This is a genomic window from Agrobacterium sp. O3.4, from assembly GCF_041414895.1.
Classification (GTDB): domain Bacteria; phylum Pseudomonadota; class Alphaproteobacteria; order Rhizobiales; family Rhizobiaceae; genus Agrobacterium; species Agrobacterium cucumeris.
The window spans coordinates 1-18,485 of the sequence record NZ_JALPZP010000011.1 but is presented as its reverse complement, the minus strand read 5'-3'; the positions used below and the strand labels follow the sequence as shown (position 1 = coordinate 18,485).

Here is an 18,485-nt window from a genome sequence, read left to right as displayed (position 1 = left end):
CCCCGCGCACCGTGGTCCGTTGTTTCAGGGCGCGTCTACCTCACGTCACCTATTACCTCATCTCACCCCCCCATTCGAGGGGGGGATAGCCCTTTCTAACGGTGATAGCGTTTTGAGCACGGCAAGAGGGATGGTTTGCTGGTGGGGTGGAGCACGTGTTGCTGCAGTTGATACTGGATTTTTTTTGGGCATTCTCGGCGCTGGCGCTCATCTCCCTAAGCCTCGGGCTGATTATGGGGGAGCTCAAAATTGTCAACATCGCCCAAGGGGACATGGTAATGGTCGGCGCGTATTGCATGTACGCGATGCGCGACATGCCGTTCTTGGCGGCGCTCGGGTCGACCGTCGTCATTGGCCTCTGCCTGGGCTTTATCCTTGAACGCTTTGTGCTGCGTTGGGTCTATCACCAAGGCTTCATCGCAACGTTGCTTGCGACGTGGGGGATCGGGCTGGTCCTGCAGCAACTTGTTTCAGTCGCCTTCTCCATATCCCAGAAGGGCGTCGACATGCCGGTCACGACGTCGGTCGAGGTTCTAGGTGTCACCTATCCGCTCTATCGTTTGCTTGCCGGCGCGGGGATGCTGACGATAGTCGGTCTTGTCATTCTTCTGGTCTATAAGACAAATATCGGACTGCGGATTCGCGCCTCCATCGACAATGTGGAAATGGCGTCGGTTTTCGGGATAGCGCCGCAACATGTTTTCACGCTCGTCTTCGCGATCGCGTCGGCCATGGCGCTGCTTGCGGGTGCTCTGGTTGCTCCAACGCTTTCGATCACCCCCACAATGGGATTGAGCTTCATCGCTCCGGCATTCTTTAGCGTCTTGATCGCACGGGAGGGGTCCATCCTCGGCCCAATCATCGGAGCCTCCATTGTTCAATTGCTGCTCATCATTCTGAGATGGCAATTCCAGGTGACGATCGCAGACGGAATCCTTTTTGCGCTGCTTGTGATCATCGTGACCGTCTGGCCGCGCGGAATAGCATGGAAATTCAAAAAAAGGGGAACATCACATGGAACTCAGCAAACTTGATATGATGGGCTCGAGAACTCTCTCTCGGCGTGGACTGTTGAAGGGAGCTTTCGGCGCCGCTGTGACGGCGGGCATTGGAGGAGCATGGACGGGACCGTCCCTCGCCAGCGGGTTCACGGCAGACCGCTCTTTCAAGATTGGCTTTATCGCCCCGCTCACTGGTCCGATTTCTCCCGAAGGTGAGGCGATGCGGCGTGGACTGGAACTCGGGCTGGCCAAGATCAATGCTTTGGGCGGTTTGGGCGGGAAGCCGGTCGAGATGGTCACCCAAGATAACCAGTCCCAGCCGTCCATGGCCAGCATGCTCGCCAAGAAGTTCATTCAGCAAGAAAAGGTAGATCTGATTGTTGGCACGGTAACCTACGATGAGACTACCGCGGTCCGAGGGATCGCCTCGATTTATGGCACACCCTTCGTTCAGTTAGAGGCGGGTAACTATGCAGCTGCCGGCAACAAGGCAGACAGCTGCGGCGGAAGCATGATTCCGCTTGGCGAAACCGTGCCGCAGATGGTCGATCCAATCATCCCGTTTATGACTAGTCGCTTCGGTAAGAAGTGGGCCTTCGTGGGCAGCGACTATCAGTTCCCGCGGGACTATACGGATTATGCCAAGGTGAAGCTCGTCGCAGCCGGTGGCATGGTCGTGGCAGAAGAATTTGCTCCATTGGGTACCGCAGACTGGTCGAGCGTCGTATCGAAGCTCAAGGCGGCCGCGCCCGACGTCGTGCTCTCCAGCGTTGTCGGCGGCGATGCGATCGCCTTCATCAAGGCTGCAGATAGCCTAGGCCTTCTAGCCAAGACAAAGATTACTGGAATTTCACTGCAGCCCGAATTTTATCCGGCACTGGGCAGTGCCGTTGATGGCCAGTTCACGGTGGCGAGATATACACCCGAAATCAACAACGAACGTAATGCCGAGTTCATCCGGGAGTATAAGAAGGCCCACGGCGATGGGCCAATACCGTCGGTCGCGTCAGCAGCGTTCGACTGCTGGAACTTTATCAGAGCGGCAGTTCAACGCGCCGGATCATTTGATGCAGATAAGGTTCTTAGCGCATTTGACGACCTCGAGGTGCAGTCGATCCTCAGCGAGGATGCGCTCAAGGCTGCCCCAGCATCTCGGGCGGTCGACTACCCCATGTATGTCTGCGAAATCCTCCCGGGGGGAACTTGGAAGATCGCTGAGAGTGCGGGCGTGCTGCCTTCAGGGCTGACCTGCTGATCGGCAAAGGAATTCAGTGAATTGTGCGAGCCGGTTCGGACGCACATCAGTGCGATATCCCACCCAGTCAATTGCCGGTCGTTCGAGTGTAATCGGGTAGATGAATTGGTCACCATGATGCCTAAACTAATGTCCAACGGGGGCTATGCTGCCGTGCTTGGGGCTTCGATGCTTGCCTTGGTCCCTTTTCTAATGGGCCCATTTCAGGTCGAGCTCGTGGCCTTGGCGTTGTTGTACGGTCTTTTTGCTTTCGGACTTGACATCGCATGGGGGCGAGCAGGCATCGTATCCATCGGTCAAGCGATCTTCTTCGGTTGCGGCGCCTATGGTGTCGGGTTGGCAGCCAAGTTTGGCATCTGGACTGGTTGGGGCTTTGTCGGCGCGATTTCGGTGTCCTGCGTCATTGCAGCCGCCGTGGGAGGAGCCGGGTTGCGGCGCGCTTCCAGCCCCTCGACAATGGCCGTGCTGACGCTGGCATTGGCTTTGCTCGCCGAGAAGGCAGCCATAACCTGGGTTGGCGTGACAGGTGGTAGCAACGGTCTGTTCGTCGCCCCACCCAGTGACACAAATATGTATTATTGGAGTACGCTTGGGGTCATCGCGTCGGTGGTTCTCCTCACCAAGTCATGCATCCTCGACCGCAGGCTTGGCAACCGCCTTACCGCGATCAGGCTTAACGAGCAGCGCGCCGAACATCTGGGTATCGAGATTCATTCGACTCGCGTTATCGCCTTCGTGACCGGCGCCGCCATTGCGGCGCTTGCAGGAGCGATGGCAGCCCCTCTCATCACCACCATCACTCCCGACAGAGTCGGCATCCTGTTGTCGACGCAGGCACTCGTTTGGGTGGCACTGGGCGGCAGGGGAACCTTGGTTGGACCCTTCGCTGGCGCTCTTCTTGCGGTCTACGGCCAGGACGCCCTGGCGGGTTCCGTTGGGGACTATTATCTCCTCATCCTCGGCGTCCTTTTCGTGCTCAGCGTCCTGTTCATGCCACGCGGGATCGTCGGCTTGTTTGAAAAAGGCGAGCATGTCGCTCCGGTCAAGCCACAAGACATGGGCAAGCCCGGGTTAGCTAAGGACACGGGTACAGCCGGTATTAGCCTTGAGACGCGCGATCTTGTTGTCTCTCTGGGTGGATCGACCATCATCAACAAACTCGACCTTTCTATCCGGGCTTCCGAGATCGTTTGCGTTATCGGTCCGAACGGCGCAGGCAAGAGTACCATGCTCAATGCTGTCTCCGGGCTCCTGCCATCGAGCGGCGGTTCGATCCTGTTGAAGGACAGGAACGTGACTGAAACGTCGTCGAGCACCAGAGTTCGACTCGGGCTGTCACGCACATTTCAGGTGCCAAGCTTGTTTCCGGAACTCACCGTAGGTGACCACATGATCCTTGCGCGGCAAGAGGGAGGCGCGAGCGAGGTGCAGCCGGAGCGTTACCGGAGACTGGAGAAAACCCGTTGGGACGTGCCGGTGGGAAAGCTGTCCCTTGGCGAACGCCGTATGCTCGAAATCGCCATGGCTTTGGCAAGACGACCAGATGTGCTTCTGCTTGATGAGCCGGCGGCCGGGCTCGCTCGCAATGAATCCGAACTGGTCGTCGACGACCTGAAAGAGCTACGACAAAAAACCGGCTGCGCGATTGTTTGCGTCGAACACGACATGGAACTGGTGCGGAAGCTTGCAGACAGGGTCATCTGTCTGCACCAGGGCCGGATATTGAAAGAGGGCACAATGGACCAGGTTGCCGCAGATCCTGAAGTTCGGCGCTCCTATCTCGGACAGAGGTGACAATGTTGCTCGATATCAAGGGTCTCTCAGGAGGCTATAAGGACATAGAGATTGTCAGTGAGGTGTCGTTCACGTTGCGCGAAGGCGAAACTCTTGCGCTGCTCGGGCGCAACGGAACAGGCAAAACGACACTCCTCAGGACGATTATGGGTCTCGCCGACCGAAGCCGCGGAACTATCTCAATTGACGGCGTTCCTTTGCCACCACGGTCGCCCGCAAGCTTGGCCAGGGCCGGAGTCACGTTCATCCCAGACACCCGCGGCGTCTTTCCACGCTTGACTGTCGGCGAGAACCTTCGCTTGGCCAGGATGAACGCATATCGGCCCTGCATGCTAGACGTCTTCTCCTACTTTCCTGACCTGGTGCGGCGGTCCGATCAGCTCGCTGGGACACTTTCTGGCGGCCTCCAGCAGCAGGTTGCGATTTCCCGCGCATTGATGACGGGTGCCCGGCTGATCATTATCGACGAACTCACGCAGGGACTGCAGCCATCAATTGTCGAGCTGCTTGTCGAGGTGCTTGTCTCGGTCTCGGCCCAGCAGGGCATAGCCCTTCTTCTCGTCGATCAAAATCCGAAACTGGCCATGAGCATCTGCAGGCGGGTCATGGTTTTGGATCATGGTCGTCTGGCGATCTCGGGCAACTCCTCAGAGCTTTTGGCAGATAACCGGCTGACGGACCTCCTCGTCGTCTGAATCTTGAAAAGAAATGGAGCTTAACGTGAATCCCATCGGTGCCGGAACAAGATCGGGTGTATTCCAAACAGCGACCGAGATGCTGAGCCAAATGCGCAGCGGAGCGATAAGCGCGGTCGAATTGCTCGACCAGCATCTCGATCAGGTGCGTGCCGTGAACCCCGAGATCAATGCCATCGTGGCCATCGACGAGGAAAGAGCTAGGCTCGAGGCGAGATTGGCAGACGAGGCGCGCGGACGTGGCGAGGACAAGGGCATCCTTCAAGGACTGCCTATGACAATAAAGGACGTATTCAGCGTCGCTGGTATGCCCGTAACCGGAGGTCTGCCGCATCTGTCTGGCTACATGCCAGAGAGTGACTCGGAGGTCGTCACCGCTCTTCGCAACGCTGGCGCTGTCATATTCGGTAAGTCGAACGTGCCGGAAGGCGCGGGTGATCATCAGTCCTACAATCCGATCTATGGCACCACCAACAATCCTTGGAATCTTTCCAGAACGCCCGGTGGATCGTCAGGCGGGGCCGCAGCCGCGCTTGCTGCGGGCATGACGCCTCTTGAGATCGGCAGCGACGTCGGCGGCTCGATACGATGCCCAGCGCATTTCTGCGGCGTCTACGGTCACAAATCCAGTTACGGCGTGGTGCCCGTGCAAGGCCACGTGCCGCCTGGCCCAAATACTCTGCGCAAAGCCGAAATGCTGGTCGCAGGACCGATGGCACGCGATCCCTACGATCTGGACCTTCTGTTCGACGTCATCTCGCGACCGGCGGAACGTTCGCGAACTGCCAGCCATTGGCCCCTTCCGGAACCCCGACACCAGCGGCTCGAAGATTTCCGTGTCGGGGTTTGGCTCGACGAAAGAACCTATCCGGTTGATACCGCATATGCGGACGCGATTGAGGGATTGATAAAGGATCTTGAACGGCTGGGTGTGAACGTCCGGGCCGCGCGGCCCGATGTTGATACCGACGCGTCCGCGAACACCTACTTCAACATGCTGTTTGGCGAGTTCTGCGCAAGTGCGCCACAGAAAATGTATGTTGACAGCAAGACCGCGCGCGAGGCGGTCGGCGGCAACAACGGTCGCTATGGCGAATGGATTGCCGCCGCAACGGTGCAGGATCTAAGGGCTTGGCAAGGTCATCTTGAGCATCGAGAGCAATTGAGAACGATCTGGGGTGCCTTTTTCCGCGACTGCGATGTTCTGATCTGCCCTGTCATGTCGACCGTTGCCTTTCCGCATGACCATCACGGAGCAGACCATGTTGCACAGCTCGCGCGTACAATCGATATCAGCGGCGAAAAGCGACCCTATCTTGACAATCTCAAGTGGCCGGGCTTGATCACCGTGGCAAGCCTTCCATCCACCGTCATTCCTACACGACGCTTTATCGGCGGCTTGCCTGCTGGCGTCCAAGTTGTCGGCGATTTCCTTGACGATCGCACGACTCTGCGCTTTGCTCAGTTGTTGCACGACCGGGTTGGGGGCTACGAGATGCCGGCGAGATGATCTATGTCACCGGTCCTGAGTGTTATCGCATTGGCCTCGCGGGATAGGTACATAATTCGGAGCCGTGATTGATCCAATCTTACCTCCTCCGTCTGGCCGTAGATCATGACGGCCCCCGCTCAGCTATTTGAAATCGAAGCGTGGGCGTTGACTGGAGGAGAATGCCGACGCGTCATGGCAAGTCCGGCTCGGGTGCATGCACGCTACGGCATCAGCCTCTTCGAGTAGGCCAACCATGCGCGCTCCATCGCTTCGGCGCGGATGCTCATTGGTCGGCATATAGTCGAGGTACTGATCTGGCGATACAAATCTAACGATGCCTACCTGAGTGTGCATCGCCTTCGTCACCTCGATTTACCGTCCGTGCCAATTGCCGCGTAGGGTTCGAGCAGGTCTTTTTGGGAAAGTTCGAAACGTCGACGTCCTCACTTGTGAGATCGCTGTGAGCAAGTGATGGCCCATCAGATCGATCGACCGGGATGCACGCAGCATCCCGGTCGTCAACCTTCAAAATGGATAGTGCTGATGTGGGTCTTCGATGGTGATCCAGCGAAGATCGGTGAATTCAGCAATCGCCGCCTTGCCACCGAAGCGGCCATAGCCGGAACCTTTGACCCCGCCGAAGGGCATCTGAGCTTCATCATGCACCGTCGGGCCGTTGATGTGGCAGATGCCGCTTTCGATGCGCGCAGCCACCGCCATCGCCCGCTGAACGTCGCGGCTGTAGACAGAGGCGGAGAGGCCATATTCGGTGTCGTTGGCGATGCGGACCGCCTCGTCCTCATCGCGCACACGGATGACGGGCTTGACCGGGCCAAAGCTCTCTTCGTCGTAAGCACGCATGCCCGGCTTCACATTGTCCAGCACCGTGGCCTCAACCACACTGCCGGTTCGCTTGCCGCCAGCAGCCACTTTGGCACCCTTGCCCGTCGCGTCTGAAATGAAGGCATCCATCTTCTCGGCAGCGACCGGGCTGACCAGCGAACCAAGCACGACATGGCCACGCGGATCGCCCGCCGGGAGTTTGGTGGCACGGGCGGCGAGCTTGGAAACGAATTCGTCGGCAACCTTTTCATGCACGATCAGCCGCTCGGTCGACATGCAGATCTGGCCCATATTGGCGAAGGCGCCGAAGATCGCGCCATTGACGGCGGCATCGATATCCGCGTCGTCGAGCACGATCATCGGCGCCTTGCCGCCAAGCTCGAGAAGGGCGGGCTTGAGGTTCCTGCCGCAGAGTTCGCCGATGATGCGGCCGACCTTCGTCGAGCCCGTGAAGTTGACGCGCTTGACCTCCGGCGCCAAGATCAGGGCTTCGACGACAGCAGCGGCATCTTCCGGTGCGTTGGTAATGACATTGACCACGCCGGCGGGGAAGCCGGCTTCGAGGAACGCCTTGCCGATGGTGACGTGCACGCCTGGGCAGGATTCCGAGGCTTTGAGAATTACGGTATTGCCGCAGGCAAGCGCCACGGCGAGTGCGCGCACGCCGAGAATGATCGGCGCATTCCAGGGTGCAATGCCGAGGCAAACGCCGGCCGGCTGGCGGATCGCCATCGAGAGCGTGCCGGGCTTGTCGGACGGGATAATCTCGCCCTGGATCTGAGTCGTCATAGCAGCGGCTTCACGAAGTATGCTGGCGGCCAGCATGGTGTTGAAGCCGGCCCATGCACCGGTGCCGCCTGTTTCTGCTGTCAGCAACTCCGTGAAATCGCCGACCTTTGCGGCAAGCGCATCGGCCGCCCTGTTGAGCAGCGCACGGCGCTCGCCCGGGCCTGACTTCGACCACGCCGGGAAAGCGGCCTGCGCAGCCGCGACCGCGGCCTTGACGTCGTCCAGGCCCGATGCGGGCGAGCGGGTCGCCACATTGCCGGTGAAGGGATCGATACGGTCGAACGTCCTGCCCGAAATGGCCCCGACCAATTTGCCGCCGATGATCTGTTGAATATCCATTGGTGATTCCTCTTTCACTTAAATCCAAGTACGTCGGCATTGATCGACGCTTCGAGACCGCCATCCGCGGCGAGATTGGCACCATTGATCCAGCGCGCCGCATCGGAGGCGGCGAAGAGGATCACGGGAGCGATATCGGAGGCGGTGCCCGCGCGGCCGGTGCGGCTGATGTCTGAGTCCACCTTCTCGTCGCCCAGGACATCACGGAACTGTTTAAGGATCGGCGTCTCAACCGGGCCGGGGCTCACCGCATTGACGCGGATGCAATGCTCCCTGAACAGCGGTTGATGCGCGGCAATCTGCGTCCAGAGGATCAGCAGTTCCTTGGAGAGAGGATAGCCGATCTCGTCGCGCACCTCATTATCGGCCATGACCTTTGCGATGTCAGGAAAGCCCTGGACGCCCACCATCCGTTTCGCCCGGTCGAGATTCCCGCGCCAGCCGTAGCCGGCGATGGAGGCGACATTGACTACAGCGCCGCCCTCGCGAATATTTGGCGCCAGCGTCTCGCTGAAATGCCTGAGGCCGTAGAAATTGATTGCGAGCGTGATGGCCGCGCCGCCCGTGCCAGAGACGCCGGCGACATTCAGCAAGGCATCGAAGCGCTGCGGCAACTGCCGGACGATTTCGGCGATGCCGTCCGGGTTGGAGATGTCGCCCTTGAGGAAGGCGCCGTGGGTCGTGGGCGGATCGCTGATGTCGATACCGATCACATCGGCACCCTGGGCGATGGCGAGTTCGGCGGTTCGGGCGCCTATGCCCGATGATACGCCGGTGACGACGAGGGTTTTTCCAAGCAACATGTTTTACTCCCTGATGGATTGGTTGGGGATCTCCAAACGATAGCCAACTGGCATCAGCGAAATCCCGAAACGTGTTTCGATCTCGCCCCAGAGGCCACGCGGCAGGAGCAGCGAGAAGAGAAGGGCGACAAGGCCGAGGCCAATCAGGTACCAGACGCCGAGCGCCCCGAACCAGGTCTCGATGACGAAGAAGATCACTGCGCCGAGGATCGCGCCCTCGAAGCGTCCGATGCCGCCGACCAGGACCATGAAGATCATGTAGGCCGTCCACTGGACGGAGAAATAGGTCTTGGGCTGGAAGCTCGTGGCGCTCGCCAGCCAGAGCGCACCGGCGACGCCGGTGCCGAAGGCGGCAAGAACGAAGATGATGCGCTTGGTCCTGACCACATCGATGCCGAGCGAGCCGGCCGCATCCTCATTGTCGCGAATCGCCTGGATCGCAGCTCCGATATGGCTGCGCAGCAGCGTGAAGAGGCCGATCAATAGGCCGGCCATCGCGATCAGGGCCAACCAGTAGATGATGTCGCGCCGGGCGCCAGCATCATAGGCATTGAGCGAGATTAGCGAGCGGCCGGTTTCGCCCTGGATCAGGCTGTCGAGATTGACGCAGAGATGGGTGAGCGCCGAGACGACCCACATACCGATCGCGAACTCACCGCCCTTGAGCCGTAGCATGACCAGCGACAGCGGATAGGAAACGGCTGCAACGACGAGGCTGGCGAGGATCATCGACATAAACGGATCGATATCGGATTCGGCGAGGCGGACGGTGAAGTAGGCGCCGAGGCCGAAGAAGACCTGCTGGCCGACCGAGACCAGGCCTCCATAACCCGCCAGCGCATTCCACATCGCAGCCATGATGACATAGATGAAGAGCGCCGTGAGGCGATCAACCGCGCCGGCGCCGAGCACCCCCGGCAGCACGGCGAAGCCGAGAAGCACGATGGCAGAGAGCCAGGCGGCCGTCCGCGACGCGCGGGTCCAGCGATGGACCATCGAGGGTGTGACGACGGTGCTCATGCGGTACCTCCTTGAGCGGTCCGCCTCGCCAGGAGGCGCGCGGGCAGCGACAGCAGATCCGGGAAGATCAGCCTCGTGAACACGATGATCAGGAACACGGCATGGCCCGCGATCAGGAAGCCGAGCGGGTGGAGCGAGGCGCCGAATGTCTGGGCGATGCCGAGGATGATGCCACCGGCCAGCGTACCCCAGAGCGAGCCCGCACCGCCGATGACGGCCGCCTCGAAGGCAAAGAGAAGCTGCGGCGCGCCGGAATAGGGTTCGAAGGTGGCGCGCATGGCAAGGAACATGCCGGCGATGGTGACGGTCACCAGCGTGATCGCGGCGGCTGCGGCATTCACCCGACGGGCGTCGATGCCGACGAGGCCTGCAGTATCCGGATCCTCCGCCGTGGCACGGATGGCTCGGCCAAGTTTGGTGTAGGTCAGCATGATTTGCAGGGCCGCGAGCAGTGCCACCGCAGTGACGAAGATCAGCACCGGCAGTTTGCCGACATAGAGCCCGCCGGGAAGCTCCCAACTGTCCCAGGAGAGGTCGCCGATGGAGTTGGCGAGGGAGCGGGTATCGGCGCCGAACTGTTCAAACAGTGTATTGTCGATGACCATGGAAAGGCCGAAGGTGGAGAGGATCGGCAGAAGCTGGCCGCCGCGGGCGCAACGATCAAGGATCAGGCGCTGGATCAGCCAACCGACGACGGCCATGACCGCGACTGAGATCAGAAAACTTGCCCAAAGCGGCAGGTGGGTGTGTTCCGTCAGCAGGAAGATGAGATAGGCGGCAGCGACGGCGAGGCTGCCGTGTGCGAGGTTGATGATGCGCATGACGGAGAACATGAAGGAGAGGCCGCAGGCGATCAGCGCATAATAGCCGCCGAGCAGGATGCCCTGGAGAATCTGGTTGGTCATGCGTGAGCCCTCCCGGCCGTGGCTCGCTTGAGCCCGAAATAGGCCTCCGTCACCTGCTCCCTCGTCAAATCCGTCGCCCTTCCTTCGAGCACGGCCTTGCCTTCCAGCATGCAGATCACCCGGTCTGCCACACTCATCGCGCGCGTCAGATCCTGTTCGACCAGGATGATCGTGGTGCCGGATGCGATCAGCCCTTCGAGCGAGGCATAGACGCGATCGACGATGAGCGGTGAGAGGCCGAGCGAGACTTCGTCGAGTAACAGGATGTCCGGGTTGCTCATCAACGCGCGGCCGATCGCGGTCGCTTGCTGTTCGCCGCCGGAAAGATGGCCGGTCTTGTGGTCGAGGCGCTTCTTGAGGTTCGGGAAGATCTCGATGATCCGTTCGATAGACCAGTCACCTGTGCGGTCGGCCATGGCGCCGAGCTTGAGGTTCTCAGACACGGTCATCGAGGCGAACATTCGGCGGCCTTCGGGTACGAGCGAGATGCCGCGCCTGACGCGCTGGTGGGCGGGGAGCGCGGTGACGTCCTCGCCGTCAAGCATGATCCGGCCGCCATGCACGGCGTGGGCGCCGGCGAGCGTGCGCATCAGCGTCGTCTTGCCCGCGCCATTGGCGCCGACCAGCGCCAGTGTCTCGCCCTTGGCGATGGAGAAGGAAAGGCCGCGCACCGCTTCGAGCAGGCCGTGGCGGGCGGTGAGATTTTCTACCATGAGCGTGCTCATTTCGGGCCGCCCCCGAGATAGGCGCGAATGACTTCCGGGTCGGTCATGACAGCCTTCGGTTCGCCATCCGCGATGATGCGGCCGGCATCCATGCAGATCAGCCGGTCGACCACCTGCAGCAGCACATGGACGATGTGCTCGATCCAGACCACGCCGATGCCGCGGCGGCGCAGTTCCTGGATGGCATGGACCAGCTCCTGTGCCTCGGAATCGGTCAGCCCGCCGCCGATCTCGTCGAGCAGAATGACTTTGGGTCCGGTCGCGAGCGCCCGCGCCAGTTCCAACCGCTTGCGGTCGAGCAGGCCGAGTGTTTCGGCGCGGCGGTTGGCCACAGCGAGCATGCCGCAGAGCGTCAGCGAGTCGATGACCCGCTCATAGGCCTCGTCGCGACTCTGCACGTTGCCATGCGCGGCCGCGACATAGACATTCTCGAATGTTGTCATGCCGGAGAAGGGTTTGGGCACCTGATGCGTGCGCACGAGCCCAAGCTTGCAGCGCTCGGCCGCCGGGAGCTTGGTGACGTCGCGTCCTGCGAACATCACCGATCCCGCACTCGGCGGATAGGCACCAGAGAGTGTTGCGAGCAGCGTGGTTTTACCGGCGCCATTCGGTCCGACAATGCCCACGGACTCGCCCATGTCCATCGAGAAATCGACATTTTCCAGCACTGGTAAAGCGCCGAAGCGCTTGGTGATGCCGCTCGCCGAGAACCGACTCTCGCTGGTTCCTTTTCCGCTTTCCACCAGCATGCCCCTTATCCGTTGTAGGGCAGCAGCTTGGCTACGACCGGGACGTTGGGATCGGTCGCATTCTCCGTCACGACATAGTCGAGCGGGAATTTGGAGCCATCGGCCGCTTTGACCCATTGCGTGCCGATGATCGGGCCGGGCGAGACATTGGGGACCGGACCGGAAGTGAAGTCGACCTTGCCCGCGATTGTGACCGTGTTGAGTGTCGCAATGGATTTCACGATGGCATCCTTGCTCTTCGGGTCGGTCGTCTTCTTCAGCGCATCGAAGCCGGCATCGAAGAGCGACAGCGTCGCGCCGAGCTGCTGGGTCCATTGCTTGCCCGACGAGGCCTCGTAGCCATCTGCAAGTTCAGGGCCGCTGACACCCGCGATCGAGGACTTGTAGGGGAAGGCCTTGTGCCAGTAGGCGGCACTGCCGAGATTGACGCCGAGATTGCCGAGCGCCTCGACGCCGGAGGGGAAGAGGCCGGTCTTGGCCACCTGAATGATCTTGACCTGGCGATGCAGGCCCTGCTGCGCCGCCTGGCGCCAGAAGGTGGCAAAGTCCGGGGGAATCGGGAAGGTGTTGATGATCTCGACGCCTTCCTGCTTGAAGAGCGCGATCTGGCTGGAGAAATCGGTCGTGCCGGTCTCGTAGGCGCCGGGGTCGACAATGGTGAAGCCGTCCTTCTGCAACAGAGGCGCGAGATTGGCGCGGATCGCATTGCCGTCGGCATCATTCGGATACATGACGCCGACCTTCTTGTTGGTCTCGATCAGGTTCCATTGCGACACATAGGTCTTGTGGAATTCACCGACGCCAAAGCCGAAATGGTAGCTCCATTTGAAGGGTGACGGTGCGCCGGGCTGGGCGCCGCGGCCGAAATACCAGGCTTCCCAAGGCATGACGGTCGACAGGCACGGCACGCCGGCGGCCTCGCAGGCATCGGCCACCGGGTTGATCGTCTCGGGCGTCGAGACGGCCAGCATTATGTCGATGCCCTGGTTGTTGATCAGGTCCTTAGCGAGTTGGCCGGCACGGGATGGATCTGACTGGGTATCCTGGTCGAGGATCTCCACTGCGTATTTCTTGCCGCTGATCTCGATGCCGTCGCCTATCGCCTTGCGGACCAACTCGAGAACGTAGCCGTCTGTCTCTCCGAAACTGCCAAGTGGACCGGTGCGCGGGCTGATGAACCCGACCTTGAGCGTATCGGCCGCAAAGGCCGGACGCACGCCGAGTGCCAGTGCCGCGGCTGTGGCGCCTGTTGTCGCCATGAGTTCGCGCCGTGTCATACCCTTCTTCATTGCCATTCCTCCCCTTTTCGAAATCTCCGTTTTGAGCCATGGCTCAGATCGGATACTCTCCCTTGCCGCTGGATATCGTGATCCAGCGGAGTTCCGTGAATTCGTCGAGTGCTGCCGGGCCCCCGAATTTGCCGTAGCCGCTGGCCTTCACCCCGCCGAAGGGGATCTGCGGTTCGTCGGCGACGGTGGCCGAATTGATGTGGCAGATGCCCGACTCGATGCGCTTGGCGACCTCGAAGGCGCGGCCGAGGTCTCGGCCGAAAACGGCGCCCGACAGGCCATATTCGCAGTCGTTGGCGACCGTCACGGCCTCATCGACCGAGCCGACGCGGATGATCGCGGCGACCGGCCCAAAACTCTCTTCGCGATAGAGCCGCATCGGGCGGGTGACGTGGTCGATCACGGCGGCGTCCATCATCGCGTCATGGTTCTCGCCGCCAGTCAGCAACAAGGCTCCCTTGGCAACAGCGTCATCGATCAGGCCCCGCACGCGGCGGGCGGATTCGGCGGTGACAAGGCTGCCGAGCGGCAACTCACCCCGTGTCGGATCGCCGGCCCGCAGGCTTCTCGCCTTGGCGAGGAATTTCTCGACGAAGGCATCGGCGATGTCGTCCATGACGATAATCCGCTCCGTCGACATGCAGATCTGGCCCTGGTTGAAATAGGCACCGAAGGCTGCGGCCTTCACCGCCTCGTCGAGGTCCGCGTCGTCGAGGACGATGAAGGCCGCTTTGCCGCCGAGTTCCAACAAGCAACGTTTGAGATGCTTGGCGGCCGTCTGGGCGATGATCCGACCGACACGGGTCGAGCCGGTGAAGTTGATACGGCGTATGACGGGGTGACCGATCAGCTTTTCCATGATCGCTGAGGCGTCGGCCGGCGCGTTGGAGATGATGTTGATAACCCCTGCCGGGAAGCCCGCCTCCTGCAGGACGTCGCCGATCAGACGATGGGTCGCCGGGCAAAGTTCGGATGATTTCAGCACCACCGTATTGCCACAGGCAAGCGCGATTGCGATCGAGCGGACACCGAGGATGACCGGTGCATTCCACGGCGCGATCGCGAGGCAAACGCCAGCCGGCTGACGATAGGCGAAGGAGGTCTTGCCGGGAATGTCGGTGGGGATAATTGCGCCGCTGACTTGCGTCGTTGCGGCCGCCGCCTCCTGGAAGATCCTGGCTCCCAGTTCGACATTGAAGCCGCTCCACTCGCGCGTGGCGCCGGTCTCGGCCATCATGGCTGCAGTGAAATCCGGCGCACGCGCAAGCAGCAAGTCAGCCGCGCGTTCGAGAAGCTTGCGGCGATGGCCGGGGCTCGATTGCGACCAGCCGGGAAAGGCTGCGGCGGCGGCATCGGCCGCGGCCACCGAATCTTCCAGAGTCGCTGCGGCCGAGACGGCGACAAGGTCGCCGGAGACGGGACTGAAACGCTCGAAAGTCGCGGAACCGGAAGCGGGGACATCTCGACCGCCAATCAGCAGGTTCACGAGCCGCGGTGAGGCCACCGCTGAACGGTCGCGCCGATTTTCGATGATGACAGGATTGCTTGTCAGGACCATGTCCGCCTCCTCCCAAAGGCCGATAGTGAAAATGCTACGCCTTGTGCCGGAAATAAGAATGTGATTTTCTGGTCAACACTTGTTATTTTGTGGTAATTTCACGCATGCACGTCGAGTCCGCCATCCATCACGATGCCCGCGGCGAGGCAATCGAGGCGGCCATCCAGCCGCGCTTGATCCGCATCGGCCGGCCGCCACAGCGCTGGTTCCACCATGCGCTGTTGCTAGTGAATGGTTCGATCCGCCTGTCGCGTGATGACGGCGCAGCGCCAATTTCAGGTCCGGCCATTGCCTTCTTCCCACCCAGCGAGGGTGAAATGATCACGATCGGCGCAGGCAGCCGCGGTTATCTCGTCGGCATGTCGCCGGAGATCATCAGTGAGGCGATCGGCGACCATGCCGAGTCCGCAGCGCTTCGCGTCTTTTCCGGTAGCGTCTCATTCAATGACGCCCTGCAGCCGACAACGGTTCGAGAGATCATTCCCCTGTTTGAAGGCGTAGTCACAGAACTCGCAGAGGAAGGGCGTTCGTCGCGAATGGTGATAGCCGCCTTTACGCGGCTCATCCTGATGGCCGCGTGGCGGCTGACGCGTGGCGCCGATGTCGCGGAGGAGCGCCGCGCGAGTTCTGGATTGATCCTGCAGCGGTTCCGACAATCGGTAGAAATCGGTTTCCGCCGCCACCGTTCCATTGCCGACTATGCCTACGAACTCGGAATCAGCGCCGACCGGTTACACGCGATCTGCCAGCGCATGCTGTCGCGTTCGCCGCTCCAACTGGTGCATGACCGCGTGGTGCAGGAGGCCAAACTGCGCCTCGAGCGCTCGGCCCGCAGCGTGCAGGAGATTTCTTATGGGCTCGGCTTCCGAGATCCCGCCAATTTTAGCCACTTTTTCAAGCGTCATGCAGGGCTTTCGCCTGCGCGATACCGCGCCCTCTCCGTGAGCGAGGCCCAAAGGCTCACCATCCCGACGTCGTCTGACTATCACGACTGGCCGTAGTTGGCTCCAACCGTTTTGGCGATCCTTTGGCCCTGTCTATTGTGTTCGCCTATTCAATATGTGCCTATGTAAAGTACATATCGAGGTCGCCATGAATACCCGCTTCTCAGTTGCCACGCATATCCTGACTTTTCTTCAGTGCCAGCAGGGGTCTCCCGCATCTTCCGAACTCATAGCATCAAGCGTCAACACCAACCCGACGCTCATCCGACGGCTCCTTTTACAACTGGCCAACGCCGGGTTGACAACCTCTCAGATGGGAAGCGGTGGGGGCGCATTGCTGGCGCGGTCGGGTTCCTCGATCACGTTGCTCGACGTTCATCGCGCAATCGACGAAGAGTTCGTGGCTTTTCCACTGCATCAGGAACCGAACCATCAATGTCCGGTTGGCCGGAACATTAACAAAGTTCTGCGCGGTCGCCTTGCGGAGGTCCAAACCGCGATTGAACTCGAACTCTCGCGCACGACCATCGCTGATCTCGCCACCGATATTTTAGCGATCAATTTAGCCTGCTGAGCGAAATTCGGATTTCTAGAGCAGCACCGCTTTACATTTATATGTAACCGACGTAGATACATATTTTCTGTTACAGAAATGGTTACATATCATGAAAACCAAACTCCCGCGCCGCGTTGTGCTTGCGATGGCGGCGTTTCTCCCCCTCGGAGCGAACCTGGCGGTTACCTCCACTCATGCAACGGAGAGCAATATGACCACGCAGGAAAAACAGGTCTTTGACCTTCTCAAGGCGATCGAAACCGGCGCGGCCGAGCCAGTCGGCGTGATCAATCCGGAGAAGTACATCCAGCATAATCTCGGAGCAGCCGACGGCTTGAAAGGCTTTGGCGATCTGCTTGCTGCTCTTCCCAAGGGGGCGGCCAAAGTGAGCACAGTGCGCGTGTTCCAGGACGGTGATTTCGTTTTCGCCCATAGCGATTATGATTTCTTCGGACCGAAGATTGGGTTTGATATCTTCCGCTTCGAAGACGGCAAAATCGTTGAACACTGGGACAATCTCCAGCAGACGGCAGGCCCCAATCAGAGCGGCCGTACAATGATCGACGGACCCACGGAAGCCAGGGATCTCGATAAGACGGAGGCCAACAAGACCTTGGTTGCGTCTTTCGTCGACGAAATTCTCGTCAACGGCCGTACGCAGAAGCTGAGCGATTATTTCGACGGCGACAACTACGTGCAGCACAATCCGCAGATCGGTGACGGCCTGTCGGGGCTGGGTGCAGCTCTGAAGGCAATGGCAGACGCCGGCATCACCATGAAGTACGACCGGGTCTATAAGGTTCTGGGAAAAGGCGATTTCGTTTTGACGGTCAGCGAAGGCACATTTGCCGGTAAGCTGACGTCATTTTACGACTTGTTCCGGGTCCAGAACGGCAAGATCGCTGAGCATTGGGACACGATCGAAACCATTCCGGCCAAGGCCGAGTGGAAGAATCAAAACGGTAAGTTCTGACATGTTGCGGGGGCTCGGCCCCCGCCTTACTCTGGTAGCTCACAGCTGACCTAAGAGACGAGCCGCGGCTCAGTTTGAAGTTTCGTCTTCGTCCCGCGCCAGGCCTCGAAAAGCGTTGGGGGTTGCCCCGGTAGCCGCCTGAAACATGGCAATGAAGGCAGAGTTTGTGCTGTAGCCGAGCTTGTGGGAGACGGTTTGCACGGGAAAGCCATCCGAAAGCATGGCAAGCGCCCGGGAGAGGCGAAGCCGCTGCCGAAGGTTTGAATAGATGGAGTGGTTGCCGCTCTTCCCACCCGACAACTCCTGTTGGAGGATCGTCGGGCTAATCCAACGGGACGGAAGGACGGCGAAGATGACAATAGGGACAATGATCGGGATCGACCTGGCGAAGAACGTTTTCCAGGTGCATGGAGCCTCAATGACCGGGGAGCTAAAGTTCCGCAGGAAGCTATCTCGGCTACAGTTCCGCAAGTTCATGGCGGACCATCCTGTGGCAACCGTGGTGATGGAAGCCTGCGGAAGCGCGCACTATTGGGCTCGGGAGATGGCCAGACATGGCCATGAGGTAAAGCTGATCGCACCGCAGTATGTGCGGCCCTTCGTAAAGTTATGCTCACCTCGCCATAATTTGACTAATCACGAGGTCGTCGTAATGCGGAGGAGCGCGGCCTGATCGGCGGATTTTCGCTGTTTTCCGATCGGCTTGCTTTGCATTATTCGGTGCCGAACCTCTGCGGGTCAATCGACCAACAGAG

General features: G+C 60.2%; 17 protein-coding genes. 8 read left to right on the top strand and 9 right to left on the bottom strand.

Features of this window, described 5'->3' with window-relative positions; translation table 11 throughout:
- Nucleotides 1-158: 158 nt before the first annotated feature.
- The 5 genes from M0412_RS25775 (at nucleotide 159) to M0412_RS25755 (ending at nucleotide 6,255) form a co-directional block, all read left to right on the top strand.
- Nucleotides 159-1,034: a branched-chain amino acid ABC transporter permease gene (locus tag M0412_RS25775; protein ID WP_161991863.1), complete on the top strand. Its 876-nt coding sequence runs from the start codon at nucleotides 159-161 to the stop codon at nucleotides 1,032-1,034.
- Nucleotides 1,015-2,256, top strand: a complete 1,242-nt coding sequence (locus M0412_RS25770) for an ABC transporter substrate-binding protein (protein ID WP_142859743.1) — start codon at nucleotides 1,015-1,017, stop codon at nucleotides 2,254-2,256. Before M0412_RS25775 ends, M0412_RS25770 begins: the two co-directional genes overlap by 20 nt.
- Nucleotides 2,257-2,385: 129 nt before the next feature.
- The gene (locus M0412_RS25765) at nucleotides 2,386-4,050 is read left to right on the top strand and encodes a branched-chain amino acid ABC transporter ATP-binding protein/permease (protein ID WP_283159218.1); all 1,665 of its coding nucleotides are present in this window, start codon (nucleotides 2,386-2,388) and stop codon (nucleotides 4,048-4,050) included.
- Between the two features lie 2 nt (nucleotides 4,051-4,052).
- Nucleotides 4,053-4,745 carry an ABC transporter ATP-binding protein gene (locus M0412_RS25760; RefSeq protein ID WP_142859740.1) on the top strand — a complete coding sequence of 231 codons (693 nt, stop codon included), beginning with the start codon at nucleotides 4,053-4,055 and terminating at the stop codon, nucleotides 4,743-4,745.
- Between the two features lie 25 nt (nucleotides 4,746-4,770).
- Nucleotides 4,771-6,255 (top strand): amidase, encoded by a 1,485-nt coding sequence (locus tag M0412_RS25755; protein ID WP_236774513.1) that lies wholly within the window; start codon nucleotides 4,771-4,773, stop codon nucleotides 6,253-6,255.
- A gap of 507 nt (nucleotides 6,256-6,762) precedes the next feature.
- Here the strand turns inward: M0412_RS25755 and M0412_RS25750 are convergent.
- Genes M0412_RS25750 through M0412_RS25715 form a run of 8 tightly spaced genes read right to left on the bottom strand, consistent with a single transcriptional unit; the run spans nucleotide 6,763 to nucleotide 15,257 of the window.
- Nucleotides 6,763-8,208, bottom strand: coding sequence for an aldehyde dehydrogenase (locus M0412_RS25750; protein ID WP_142859736.1), 1,446 nt, complete (start codon nucleotides 8,206-8,208; stop codon nucleotides 6,763-6,765).
- 14 nt (nucleotides 8,209-8,222) lie between these two features.
- Nucleotides 8,223-9,011 (bottom strand): coniferyl-alcohol dehydrogenase, encoded by a 789-nt coding sequence (locus tag M0412_RS25745; RefSeq protein ID WP_269703747.1) that lies wholly within the window; start codon nucleotides 9,009-9,011, stop codon nucleotides 8,223-8,225.
- A gap of 3 nt (nucleotides 9,012-9,014) precedes the next feature.
- Nucleotides 9,015-10,031, bottom strand: coding sequence for a branched-chain amino acid ABC transporter permease (locus M0412_RS25740; protein ID WP_269703745.1), 1,017 nt, complete (start codon nucleotides 10,029-10,031; stop codon nucleotides 9,015-9,017).
- Nucleotides 10,028-10,936 carry a branched-chain amino acid ABC transporter permease gene (locus M0412_RS25735; RefSeq protein ID WP_142859730.1) on the bottom strand — a complete coding sequence of 303 codons (909 nt, stop codon included), beginning with the start codon at nucleotides 10,934-10,936 and terminating at the stop codon, nucleotides 10,028-10,030. The genes M0412_RS25740 and M0412_RS25735 overlap by 4 nt, the downstream gene beginning before the upstream one ends.
- The gene (locus M0412_RS25730; RefSeq protein ID WP_269703743.1) at nucleotides 10,933-11,661 is read right to left on the bottom strand and encodes an ABC transporter ATP-binding protein; all 729 of its coding nucleotides are present in this window, start codon (nucleotides 11,659-11,661) and stop codon (nucleotides 10,933-10,935) included. The genes M0412_RS25735 and M0412_RS25730 overlap by 4 nt, the downstream gene beginning before the upstream one ends.
- On the bottom strand, nucleotides 11,658-12,410 hold the full coding sequence (locus M0412_RS25725) for an ABC transporter ATP-binding protein (protein ID WP_269703741.1): 753 nt from the start codon (nucleotides 12,408-12,410) through the stop codon (nucleotides 11,658-11,660). The genes M0412_RS25730 and M0412_RS25725 overlap by 4 nt, the downstream gene beginning before the upstream one ends.
- Nucleotides 12,411-12,415: 5 nt before the next feature.
- On the bottom strand, nucleotides 12,416-13,699 hold the full coding sequence (locus tag M0412_RS25720; RefSeq protein ID WP_283159219.1) for an ABC transporter substrate-binding protein: 1,284 nt from the start codon (nucleotides 13,697-13,699) through the stop codon (nucleotides 12,416-12,418).
- Nucleotides 13,700-13,742: 43 nt separating this feature from the next.
- Nucleotides 13,743-15,257 (bottom strand): aldehyde dehydrogenase, encoded by a 1,515-nt coding sequence (locus M0412_RS25715; protein ID WP_269703739.1) that lies wholly within the window; start codon nucleotides 15,255-15,257, stop codon nucleotides 13,743-13,745.
- A gap of 104 nt (nucleotides 15,258-15,361) precedes the next feature.
- Here M0412_RS25715 and M0412_RS25710 point away from each other — a divergent pair, with 104 nt between their 5' ends.
- The 3 genes from M0412_RS25710 to M0412_RS25700 all read left to right on the top strand — a co-directional run bounded on the left by M0412_RS25710 (nucleotide 15,362) and on the right by M0412_RS25700 (nucleotide 17,730).
- Entirely contained in the window at nucleotides 15,362-16,258 is an 897-nt protein-coding gene (locus M0412_RS25710) for an AraC family transcriptional regulator (protein ID WP_269703736.1), read from the top strand.
- A 91-nt stretch (nucleotides 16,259-16,349) separates the two neighbouring features.
- Nucleotides 16,350-16,775: an Rrf2 family transcriptional regulator gene (locus tag M0412_RS25705; RefSeq protein WP_269703734.1), complete on the top strand. Its 426-nt coding sequence runs from the start codon at nucleotides 16,350-16,352 to the stop codon at nucleotides 16,773-16,775.
- A 91-nt stretch (nucleotides 16,776-16,866) separates the two neighbouring features.
- Nucleotides 16,867-17,730 carry a nuclear transport factor 2 family protein gene (locus M0412_RS25700; protein ID WP_269703732.1) on the top strand — a complete coding sequence of 288 codons (864 nt, stop codon included), beginning with the start codon at nucleotides 16,867-16,869 and terminating at the stop codon, nucleotides 17,728-17,730.
- Between the two features lie 69 nt (nucleotides 17,731-17,799).
- Here M0412_RS25700 and M0412_RS25695 read toward each other — a convergent pair whose 3' ends face one another.
- The gene (locus M0412_RS25695) at nucleotides 17,800-18,207 is read right to left on the bottom strand and encodes a helix-turn-helix domain-containing protein (protein WP_269703730.1); all 408 of its coding nucleotides are present in this window, start codon (nucleotides 18,205-18,207) and stop codon (nucleotides 17,800-17,802) included.
- Between the last annotated feature and the right edge of the window lie 278 nt (nucleotides 18,208-18,485).